The following is an 11,265-nucleotide window of genomic DNA, read 5'->3' as shown; positions in this document are numbered from 1 at the left end:
CGCGCGACCCCTCACCCTCCCACGCCTACGCTGGCGCTCCGGCGCGGGCCCCTCCCTCTCCCGCAAGGGGAGAGGGGGGCTCAAGCGGAACATACCCGTTCCCCCTCCTGTTCCGCTTGGTCCGCGGGGGCGGACCGGGAGACGGGGATGGCGTTCAAGGTCGAGACCCTGAGCTTTTCGCAGTGGGCCGCGGCCTGGGCCGAGCCGGCCGGGGCCGACCCGGGCGCGGCCTGCCTGTTCCAGTCGCCCGCCTACCTGTCGCTGTGGCTCGACACCATGGGCCGGGCGCGGCGCACCGAGCCGGTGTTCGTGCGGGTCGACACGACCGACGGGCGCCGCGTCATGCTGCTGCCGCTGGGCGTGGAGCGCCGCCATGGCCTGAAGACGCTCACCTTCCTGGACGGCGGCGTGGTCGACTACGCCGGCCCGGTGCGGCTCGGACCGGCCGCGGGCGAGATCGACTGGGAGGGCGCCCAGGCGCTGTGGGCCGCCCTGCGCGCGGCCCTGCCGGCCTTCGACATCGCCGACCTCGACAAGATGCCGGCCGAGATCGAGGGCACGCCCAACCCGCTGCGCTGGCTGGCGACCGCGTCGCAGCCCTCCGGCTGGGCCCTGCCGCTGGAGGGCGCCTATGACGACTACCAGCGCGGCCTGAACCCCTATGCGGTCGACAGCCGCCGCAAGCGCCGCCGCCTGCAGGACCTGGGGCCGGTCTCGTTCGAGATCGCCCGGGAGCCGCTGGTCGCGCGCCAGTTCTACGACGCCATGGTCGAGCAGAAGACCCGGCGCTACCTGGAGACCGCCGGCAAGGACTATTTCCAGACGCCCGGCTGGAGCGCCTACTTCTCCCAGGTCGCCGCCCGCGAGGACTTCGGCCGGCAGGTCCACCTCTCGGCCCTCAAGGTCGGCGACCGCATCGTGGCGACCCACCTCGGCATGATCTCCGGCGACACCTTCTACTGGCTGATGCCGACCTACGAGGCCGGGCCGGTGGCCAAGCTGTCGCCGGGGCGGCTGCTGATGGAGGAGCTGATCGGCTGGTGCTACGGCGCGGGCATCCGCAGCTTCGACTTCGGCCACGGCGACGAGGACTACAAGGCCAGGATGGGCGGGCGGCGGCGCTCGCTGCTGCGCCTGGTCCGCGGCGACTCCCTGGCCGGCCGCGCCGCCCTGAAGGTGGCCCGCTCCAAGCCGGCCCGGGCCGTGCAGGACTTCTACTGGTCCAAGCTCTACCGCCCGCCCAAGCCGGCCTAGCGCGCCTAGATCTCCCCCCTTGGGGGGAGCAGGCGGCTGAAAGCCGCCGTGGGGGCCTCCAGCTTGACGCGACGCCAACCGCCGCCGCCGCCCGGTCCGCGACAGACAACTCCGCCCACTCCGCTGGAAGCCCCCACGCCCGCTGCGCGGGCGGCTCCCCCCAAGGGGGGAGATCTGGGTTATGTTTTTCACGAGCCGGGGGAGGGCGACATGAAAGCGCCGGCGCTGACCACGAAGCGGGCGCGGGCGCTGCGGGCGCGCATGAGCCTGCCTGAAGTGCTGCTCTGGCGCGGCCTGCGCGGCGGGCGCCTCGCGGACTGCAAGTTCCGTCGCCAGCACCCGCTCGGGCCGTACATTCTCGACTTCTACTGCGACGCCCTGAAACTCGCCCTGGAGATCGACGGCGCCGGCCACGACCACCCGGACAACCTGCGCCATGACACGCGCCGCGACGCCTGGCTCGCGAGCCAGGGCGTGCGGGTGATCCGCATCCCGGCCAAGGCGGTTCTCGACAACCCCGACGGCGTGCTGCTTTGGCTTGAGGAAACCCTCCGCGCCTAAAAGATCTCCCCCTCGGGGGGAGCAGCCGACGAAGTCGGCGTGGGGGCCTCCAGCTTGACGCGACGCCAGCCGCCGCCGCCCGGTTGCGACAGCCGAGCCCGCCCACTCCGCTGGAAGGCCCCCACGCCGCCCTGACGGGCGACCGCTCCCCCCGAGGGGGGAGATCTAAAAACAAAAAAGGGGCGGCCGAAGCCGCCCCTCTCAGTCCTTCAGCGCTCGAACCCTTACGCCCCGGCCTTGGTCAGGTTGTCGTCCGAATTGCGGTCGATGCGCTTGTTGTAGGGATCCACCCCCGCCCAGGTCGGCTGGCGGTCCACCGTGAAGGTGAAGGTCTGGCGGCCCGACTTCACCGGCCGGCGCTCGAACAGGATCACGTCGGACTTGTCGAAGTCCTTCTTGCCCGGCTCGGCGGTGAACAGGCCGATGTCGAAGTTCTCGCCGACCAGCGGGCTTTCCTTTTCCACCCCCTTGGCGTCGGCGTAGAGCTTCTTCGCCTCCACCGTCACCGTGACGTCCCACTTGCCGTCCGCCCGCTTCTTCGTCTTCAGGTCCTTGGCCTTCAGGTCGTAGAGCGTGATCTTCTCGAACAGGTCGGTGATCAGCTGCTGGTGCTCGGGCCCGGCTTCGGCCCGCAGCGCCGCCACCAGGTCCTTCGAGGTCGGGTAGGGTGCGCCCTTGAAGGCGTGCTTCTGGAGCAGGCTTCGCAGCGCGCGGTTGACCGCCTCCTCGCCGATCTCGTCCTTCAGCAGGTACATGACCAGCGAGCCCTTGCGGTAGTGGACGTAGCCCTGGTTCTCCACCCGCATCAGCGGCATCTCGCCGATCACGTCGCCGCCGCGCGAGCGCAGATAGTTGTCCAGCTCGTACTTCAGGAACTTGCGGATCTTGTCCGGGCCGTAGGTCTTCTCCATCACCATCAGGGCCGAGTACTGGGCCAGGGTCTCCGACAGCGAGGTGGCCCCCTGGACGTCGGCGCCGACGATCTGGTGCGCCCACCACTGGTGGCCCAGCTCGTGAGCGGTCACGTAGGTGACGTAGTCGATCTTCTCCGGATCACGGAAGTCGGCCACGAAGCCGATGCCCTCGGAGTAGGGCATGGTGTTGGCGAAGGCCTGGGCGAAGTCGGCGTAGCCCGGGAACTCGATGATCCGCGCCTGGCGGAACTGATAGGGCCCGAAGTTGGCCTGGTAATAGTCCAGGCCCGTCTTCAGCGACGAGATCATCCGGTCGACGTTCCAGGGGTGGTGGCGGTCGTAGTAGACCGCGAGCTCGACGCCCTTGTAGGTCTCGCTCTTCACCTCATAGCGGGCCGACTGCACCGAGAAGAAGTGCAGGATCGGCGCCTCGGTGCGGAACCGGGCGGTGCGCCGGTCGCCCTTGGTCACGTCGCTGATCTTGTAGCCCGGCGCGATCGGGGTCTGGTCGGCGTCGGTGGTCACCGTGATGTCGGCGTTGACCCAGTCGGCGCCGATGTAGTTGCGGCCGTAGGCGCTGGCGTCCTCCAGCTTGGCCGGGCGCAGCTCGACCGGCAGACCGAACTTGCGGCGCTTGGCGCGGTCCTGCAGCAGGCCGTTGCGGCTCATGCCGACCTGCGGCGCGAACTCGGCGTTGCTGACGAAGGTGCCGTTGTCGACCAGCCGGGTGGTGTTGCCGCGGTTCTTGAAGCCCTGCTGGGACATCTCGGTCTCGAACACCAGGGTGCGGAACTCGCCCGGCTGCAGCGGCCGGTCGAACTTGAGGATCCGGTAGTTGAAACGGTCGTACCGGGTCTTCTCTTCATGCGCGCCGGCCATGGCCAGGCGCTTGATCTTCACGTCGCGGTCGAAGCGCAGGTGCACCGCGTCGAGCGGCTTGTCGGTGCGGTTCTCCAGCACGTAGCCGCCCAGCGCGCGCAGGCGCGGCTCGTGCGGGTGCAGGTCGAGGTCGAGCTTGACGCTGACCACGTTCGGCTGCGGCGTCTTCTCGAACGGCAGCAGGGCCTTCTCGTAGTCGGCGAGGTAGCGGTCCTCGTCCTTGTTGTTGCGGTACTCGTTCCAGACGTTGGTGTTGACGAAGATGTAGACGCCCGTGCCGGCGAACACGACCACGGCCAGGGCGGCCAGCACGCCGGCCGGGCCCTTCAGGCGACGCGGCAGGCGGCGCAGGCGCGGCCACATGCGCGTCTCGGTCCCGCGCCGCCACAGGCCGTAGCTGACCACCAGCAGCAGGACGGCGAAGGCCGACCAGTAGGTCCGGAACCAGGCCGCGCCCTTCCAGAAGTCGCCCTGGGCGTTCATGTCGGACAGCGGCACGCGCGGCCCGCCGCCATAGTTGTAGAGGTTGTGGTCGAGACCCAGGCTGCCGGCCGCGAAGCCCCAGACCATGTACAGGAGCATCAGGCCCCAGCCGACGAACTTGTGCGGGCTGAGCACCTGCATGAACACCGCCAGCACCGCCAGCAGCGTCCAGTCGATCGCCTGCGGCAGCACGTACCAGAGCAGGTACTTGCCGATCTCGTAGTTGGTGTAGCCCTTGGCCGCCTGCACCAGCATGCCGGCCAGCACGCTGACCAGCAGGGTCGAGACCAGCACCAGCGCGATGGCCAGGGTCTTGGGCGCGACGAAGGCCCAGTCCGGCACGGCGGTGGCGTCGACGATCTCGTGGGTGCGCCGGTCGCGCTCCCGCCAGACCAGCTCGCCGGCGTAGTAGATCGCGATGATCATCGGGATCAGGCCGAAGGTGCCCATCAGGGTCTGGATGGTCGCGGAGGTCACCGGCCGGATCTGCGAGCCGTACATCTCGTCGGCGAACCACAGGCCGCCGATCGAATTGAACAGGCCCAGGGCCAGCAGCACGAAGAAGGCCGGGCTCTTGAACACCTGACCCATTTCGAACTTGGTGCGCGCGGCCAGCTGCACCCAGGCGGTCGCCGCGCCGAAGCGGGGCTTCGGAAGCGGGCCGGTCGACGCCGGCGCGGCGGCAGCCTGGGTCTCGGTCAGCTTCTTCAGCTTCTCGGCCTTCTTGGCCTTGGCGCCCTTGGTCTCGAAGCGGAACAGGACGTAGGCCAGGGCCAGCATGCCGACGCTGACGGAGCTCCAGATCACCCGATTCCACAGCAGTGCGCCTTCCAGCGCCGGCACCTGGGTGTTGCGGTCGGCCGCCGTCCAGTAGCGGGTCGCCTTGCCGATGGCGGCGGCGCCGAACGGCTCCAGATAGGCCATCATCTCGCGGAACTCGGGCCGGTCGAGCGAGATGGTCGCCGCCGTCCAGGCGATCAGGAAGCCGACCACGCCGACATAGGTCCACATCATCGAGCGGGTGACGGTGGCCAGGGCGAAGAAGATGGCCGAGGTCAGGAACGCGCCGGGCAGGCCGATCACGAAGTAGGCGTAGGCGTAGTCGGCGAGCCGGTTCGCACCGAGCGTCTCCGGGTCGACCCAGGGCATCAGCGAGCCGAGGAAGATCGCCAGCGGCACGCTGAGCAGGCAGACCGCGACCGCCCCGAAGGCGCCGAGGAAGCGGCCGTACAGGTAGTCGAACTTGCTGATCCGGGTGGACTGGATGATCGGCCCGAACCCGGTGTCGCTGTCGCGCGCCACCACGTTGGCCACGAAGGCCGTGGTCACGAACATGAAGAACAGCGACCCGACCATCATCATCTGGAGGATGGCGGCCGGCGCGTTCTTGTGGATGTTGCCGCCCGCCCCGATCTGGATCCGGTCGACGGTCATCGCCCCGAAGAACAACAGGAAGAACAGGATGCCCACCACCCAGAAGACGGGCTGGCGCAGCTGGTAGCGGAACTCGAAGCCCGCGATCTTTCCGAACATGACGGTCGACCTCAGGCGGCGGCGCGGCGCGAGGCCGACAGCGTCGAGAAGTAGACGTCCTCAAGCCCGCCCTGGACCGGCTCGAAGCCGTCGCCCGGATCGGCGTCGGCCAGCACGTGGATCACCGTGCGCCCGGCGAACAGGCGGGTGGAGATCACCTCGTAGCGGGCCCGGCAGGCCTCCAGCTCGCTCTTGTCGATCGACTTCTTCCAGACCCGGCCGGCCAGCTTCTGGGTCAGCTCCTGCGGCGCGCCCTCCAGCTGGATCTTGCCGCCGGCCAGCACCGCCATGCGCGGGCACAGGTCGGCCACGTCCTCGACGATGTGGGTCGACAGGATGATCACCACGTTCTCGCCGATCTCGGCCAGCAGGTTGAGGAAGCGGTTGCGCTCTTCCGGGTCGAGGCCGGCGGTCGGCTCGTCGACGATGATCAGCGACGGCCCGCCGATCAGGGCCTGGGCGATGCCGAAGCGCTGGCGCATGCCGCCGGAGAAGCCGGCCAGCGCCTTCTTGCGCACGCTCCACAGGTTGACCTGGTTCAGCAGCGCCTCGACCGTCTCCTTGCGCTCGCGGCCGCCCGCGACCCCCTTCAGGATCGCCATGTGGTCGAGCATGTCGTAGGCCGACACCCGCGGATAGACGCCGAAGTCCTGCGGCAGGTAGCCCAGCGTCCGGCGCAGCGCCTCCGGATCCTCGATCACGTCGATGTCGCCGAAGCGGATCGCGCCCGAGGTCGGGGTCTGCAGGGTCGCGATCGAGCGCATCAGGGTGGACTTGCCGGCGCCGTTCGGGCCCAGCAGGCCGAACATGCCCTTGGCGATGCTCAGGTTCACCCCGTCCAGCGCGCGCGTGCCGTTGCTGTAGACGTGGGTGAGGTTCTCGACGGTCAGCATGAAAGTCCCCCGACTTTGGTCGGCGGCGACGCTGGCTCATCCGGAGATTGTGGGCAAGTGAACGATAGTTCACAGGTGCGGCACAAAACAAAAAAAGGGGCGGCCGAAGCCGCCCCTCTCAGTTCACGCTCCGGCGCCGTCAGGCGAACAGCAGGTAGTCGCCGCCGTGACCCTTGCCGCCCATCGGATCGCCGAGCAGGTCGAAGCCGCCGCCCAGCGGATCGCCCAGCACGTCCACGCCCGCGTCGCCGAACACGACGTCGTCGGCGGTGATCGAGGTCACGCCCGTCAGGGTGATCGGATCGAAGCCCGCCGCGCTGATCACCACGTCGCCGGCGGCGTTGTGGGTGATCACCAGGTCGGAGAAGTCGTCGACGCCGCCGACCCCCGCGATGAGCAGGTGGTCCGCCCCGGTCTCGAAGTCGGTGACGGTGTCGCCGCCCGAGCCCAGGCCGAAGAACACGAAGGTGTCCGCGCCCTCGCCGCCGGTCAGCACGTCGTGCCCGTCCCCGCCTTCCAGCCGGTCGTCGCCCGCGCCGCCCAGCAGGAAGTCGTCGCCGCCGCCGCCGTTCAGCTCGTCGTTCCCGTCGAAGCCCCACAGGGTGTTCGCGTTCTCGTCGCCGGTCAGCCGGTCGTCGAGGTAGGAGCCGCCGACGTTCTCGACGTTCCAGACCGTGCCGGTGTCGCCGAAGCCGTCGTTGACGATCGAGCTGATGGACAGGTCCACCTCGACGCCGCTGGTGGCGTACTGGACCTCGCCGATGCCGTCGCCGTCGGCGTCGACCATGCGCGACAGCGTGAATGAGCTGATCGTGTCGACGCCGGCGCCGCCGTCGATCAGGACGGCCGCGCCGTCGACCTGGAAGCTGTCGTTCCCGCTGAAGCCGTAGGCGGTGTCCTCGGTGCTGACCAGGATCAGGTTGTCGTGGTCGTCGCCGTAGAAGGTGTCGGCGAAGCGGGTGCCCGCGCCCAGGCCTTCGATCGAGCTCATGGTCTCGGTGTTGCCGAAGCCGTCGTTCAGGATCGTCTGGGTGCGCAGGTCGGCGATCACGCCCTGGGTGGCGTCGGCGTCATAGAAGCTGACCCGGTCGAAGCCGTCGCCGCCGATGAAGGTGTCGACGCCCGAGCCGCCGCGCAGCTGGTCGTCGCCCGCCCCGCCGTCCAGCACGTCGTTCCCCGCGCCGCCGCGCAGGCTGTCGTTCCCGTCCAGGCCGCGCAGGACGTTGTCGCCGGCGTCGCCGACCAGGATGTCGTCGCCGTACGAACCGCCGACGTTCTCGACGCCGGTGATCACGCCCGAGCCGCCGAACCCGTCGTTGCGGATGCGCCCGGCCGCCAGGTCGACCCATACGCCGTCGGTGGTCGTCTCCACCTCGGCGATCCCGTCGCCGTTCAGGTCGACCAGGCGGGTCTGGGTGAACATGGTGACGGTGTCGACGCCCGAGCCGCCGTCGATCAGGGCAGGCGCGCCGTCGACCTGGAAGCTGTCGTTCCCGCCGAAGCCGTAGGCGGTGTCGCCGCCGCCGACCAGGATCAGGTTGTCGGCGTCATTGCCGTAGAAGGTGTCGGCGAAGCGGGTGCCGGCGCCCAGGCCTTCGATCGAGCTCATGGTCTCGGTGTTGCCGAAGCCGTCGTTCAGGATGATCTGGGTGCGCAGGTCCGCGACCACGCCTTGCGTCGCGTCGGCGTCATAGAAGCTGACCCGGTCGAAGCCGTCGCCGCCGATGAAGGTGTCGACGCCCGAGCCGCCGCGCAGCTGGTCGTCGCCCGCCCCGCCGTCCAGCACGTCGTTGCCGGCGCCGCCGCGCAGGCTGTCGTTCCCGTCCAGGCCGCGCAGGACGTTGTCGCCTGCGTCGCCGACCAGGATGTCGTCGCCGACGGAGCCGCCGACGTTCTCGACGCCGGTGATCACGCCCGAGCCGCCGAAGCCGTCGTTGCGGATGCGCCCGGCCGCCAGGTCGACCCATACGCCGTCGGTGGTGGTCTCGACCTCGGCGATCCCGTCGCCGTTGGTGTCGACCAGGCGGGTCTGGGTGAACATGGTGATGGTGTCCACGCCCGCGCCGCCGTCGATCAGGGCCGCCGCGCCGTCGACCTGGAAGCTGTCGTTCCCGCCGAAGCCGTAGGCGGTGTCGCCGGTGCTGGCCAGGATCAGGTTGTCGGCGTCGTCGCCATAGAAGGTGTCGGCGAAGCGCGTGCCGGCGCCCAGGCCCTCGATCGAGCTCATGGTCTCGGCGTTGCCGAAGCCGTCGTTGAGGATGGTCTGGGTGCGCAGGTCGGCGATCACGCCCTGGGTCGCGGTCGCTTCATAGAAGCTGACCCGGTCGAAGCCGTCGCCGCCGATGAAGGTGTCCACGCCCTCGCCGCCGCGCAGCAGGTCGTCGCCGGCGCCGCCGTCCAGCACGTCGTCGCCCGCTTCGCCGCGCAGGGTGTCGTCGCCCGCGCCGCCTTCGAGAAGGTCGTCGCCTGCACGGCCGAGCAGCAGGTCGTCCTCGTCGCCGCCGATCAGATGGTCGTCGCCCGAGGTGCCGATAATCGTCGCCACTTTACGCTCCAGTCATTGCGCAAATTGTTCCAGAACAGCGCCTTAGCTGGCCGGGGCGAGGCCGCGCTTCCCCCGAACGGAGGAGGGACGACGAAGCCGGTCGGCGGCGCGGCGAAGCGCCCGCCAAGGGCCGTGGGCCTTGCCGCGGCCGCCCCCGCGGCTCCATCCTGCGGCCGACGCGCGGGGGCGCGACGAAGGTCTGGTCTCGCGACATGCACGCTCACCACCACCACGCGCACGACCACGATCATGGCCACGGCCATGGGCACGGCCATGGGCACGGCCATGGGCACGGCCACGGCCACGGCCATCACCATCATCCCGCGCCCTCGCTCGAGGACCGGCGCTGGGTGATCGGGGTCGGACTGAACCTGGCCTTCGTGGCGGCCGAGGGCGTCGCCGGGTTCTGGGCCAATTCGACGGCCCTGCTGGCCGACGCGGGCCACAACCTGTCGGACGTCGCCGGCCTGCTGCTGGCCGGCACGGCGGTGTGGCTGTCCAAACGCGCCGCCAGCCCGCGGCGCACCTACGGCTGGGGCAAGGCGACGGTGCTGGCCGCCCTGGTCAACGCGCTGGCCTTGGTGTTCGCCTGCGGGATGATCGCTCTGGAGGCCGTGCAGCGGCTGGGCCGGCCGGTCGAGACCATGCCCGGCGTGGTGATGGCGGTCGCCGCCGTCGGCGTGCTGGTCAACGGCGCCACCGCCCTGCTGTTCATGCGCGGGCGCAAGACCGACGCCAACGTGCGCGGCGCCTTCCTGCACATGGCCGCCGACGCCGGCATCTCCGCCGGGGTGATCGTGGCCGCCGCCCTGATCGCGGTGACCGGCGCGGCCTGGATCGACCCGGTGGTCGCCCTGCTGGTCGTCGTCGTGATTCTCGCCGGGACCTGGGGGCTGCTGAAGGAGGCGTTCGACTTGATCGTCGACGCCGCCCCGCGCAACGTCGACCTCGACGCCGTGCGCGCCTTCCTGCTGGCCCGGCCGGGGGTGTGCGACCTGCACGACCTGCACGTCTGGCCGATCAGCACCAGCGAGACGGCCCTGACCGTGCACCTGGTCCGGCCCGAGGGCGGCGACGCCGCCTTCCTGCGCGAGACGGCCGAGGGCCTGCGCCAGAAGTTCGGGGTCGGGCACGCCACCGTCCAGCTCGAGACGGAGAGCCTGGCCGATTGCAGCCGCCTGCACTGAACGGCGGTTTTCGGAAGCGTTGCCGTGAAATTCCGCCCCGTGTTATCCGAGGGCTGAAGGTCGGAGCCGCGTCGGGCGGGATGGATCCTCCGGGCCTTCGCCGGGGGGCGGGTCATGGCCGAGCGTCGGTCGTCGCACATCCGCGGGCGGCGTGCGCCGGGCCGGACCCCGAATCACGCCTGGCGAGACCGCGTCCTCGGCTGTTCCCTGGCCCTGACCGCCGTGGCGGCGGCGAGCGAAGCGGCCGCGACCGACGTCTGCCCGCACGCGGAGTTCGCCCCTAATCCCTGGTTCACCTGCCTCGGCGACAGCCGGCCCGCGGCCCCCGTCCCCGATTCGGACGACGAGGCCGTGGTCGTCGCCGACGACGGGACCGTCACCATCGACGCGGCCGGCCACGTCGTGGGGGTGTTCGCCGAAGCGCCCGGCGGGCGGGTGACCACGGACGGCGCGGGCGAGGTCGAAATCCGGACCGGCGGCGAAGGCGCGGTCGGCGTCGCCCTGGTCGGCGGTCCCAGCGTGGCCGGGTTGGGCGCCCAGACGGTGGTCGCCGGACCGGTCGCGGGTCCCGCCTCCATCTGGTTCGAAACGCCTGAAGCCGCCGGCGACCGGGGGCGGCTGTTCGTCTTCGGCGCCGACGGAGCGCTGCGGCTGTCGCCGAAGCCGCCGGTTTCCAGCGGCGCGGCCGTTCTGGGGCTGGGCGCGGTGTCGACCGCCGAGGGCCTCACGACGGAGAGCGTCTATTTCGGTCCGGACGCGGACGCCGACGACGGGGCGGGCCGCTCGATATCGGTGCACGGCGCGCAGGGGGTCGGCGTCGAGTTGTCGACGCCGGGCGCCGCCGATCCGGCTGCGGGCGGCTGGGGCGGCGGCGGCGGTTCGTACGGCTTTGAAGACTTCGCCCGGTCGTGGGACGCGGGCTCGAACCGGCATGTGATGGGCGCGACGCCGCCGCGCGGCCGCGAAGCGTCCCCGCCGCCGGCGGCCGAGGCGCCGCCGCAGATCCTCGTCGGCGG

The 11,265-nt window shown here is 70.5% G+C and carries 7 protein-coding genes; 4 read left to right on the top strand and 3 right to left on the bottom strand.

The window, feature by feature from the left end:
• The first annotated feature begins 147 nt into the window (after window positions 1-147).
• Together G3573_RS16445 and G3573_RS16440 are read left to right on the top strand one after the other, a co-directional pair.
• Window positions 148-1,254 carry a GNAT family N-acetyltransferase gene (locus tag G3573_RS16445; protein ID WP_163262583.1) on the top strand — a complete coding sequence of 369 codons (1,107 nt, stop codon included), beginning with the start codon at window positions 148-150 and terminating at the stop codon, window positions 1,252-1,254.
• A 210-nt stretch (window positions 1,255-1,464) separates the two neighbouring features.
• Window positions 1,465-1,815: an endonuclease domain-containing protein gene (locus tag G3573_RS16440; RefSeq protein WP_163262581.1), complete on the top strand. Its 351-nt coding sequence runs from the start codon at window positions 1,465-1,467 to the stop codon at window positions 1,813-1,815.
• Between the two features lie 224 nt (window positions 1,816-2,039).
• Here the strand turns inward: G3573_RS16440 and G3573_RS16435 are convergent, their stop codons facing one another.
• The 3 genes from G3573_RS16435 to G3573_RS22475 form a co-directional block, all read right to left on the bottom strand.
• Window positions 2,040-5,624: a M1 family aminopeptidase gene (locus G3573_RS16435; RefSeq protein WP_163262579.1), complete on the bottom strand. Its 3,585-nt coding sequence runs from the start codon at window positions 5,622-5,624 to the stop codon at window positions 2,040-2,042.
• Window positions 5,625-5,635: 11 nt separating this feature from the next.
• Window positions 5,636-6,517 (bottom strand): ABC transporter ATP-binding protein, encoded by an 882-nt coding sequence (locus tag G3573_RS16430; RefSeq protein WP_163262577.1) that lies wholly within the window; start codon window positions 6,515-6,517, stop codon window positions 5,636-5,638.
• A 139-nt stretch (window positions 6,518-6,656) separates the two neighbouring features.
• Window positions 6,657-9,062: a calcium-binding protein gene (locus G3573_RS22475; RefSeq protein WP_346427403.1), complete on the bottom strand. Its 2,406-nt coding sequence runs from the start codon at window positions 9,060-9,062 to the stop codon at window positions 6,657-6,659.
• A 212-nt stretch (window positions 9,063-9,274) separates the two neighbouring features.
• Between G3573_RS22475 and G3573_RS16405 the strand changes: the two genes are divergently transcribed.
• The gene (locus G3573_RS16405; RefSeq protein ID WP_163262575.1) at window positions 9,275-10,249 is read left to right on the top strand and encodes a cation diffusion facilitator family transporter; all 975 of its coding nucleotides are present in this window, start codon (window positions 9,275-9,277) and stop codon (window positions 10,247-10,249) included.
• Window positions 10,250-10,363: 114 nt separating this feature from the next.
• The coding region (locus G3573_RS16400) for a hypothetical protein (protein WP_205598302.1) at window positions 10,364-11,265 on the top strand (902 nt) is incomplete at its 3' end.

Source organism: Caulobacter sp. 17J65-9, assembly GCF_010975005.1.
GTDB lineage: Bacteria > Pseudomonadota > Alphaproteobacteria > Caulobacterales > Caulobacteraceae > 17J80-11.
This window is presented reverse-complemented; position numbering and strand designations above follow the sequence as displayed.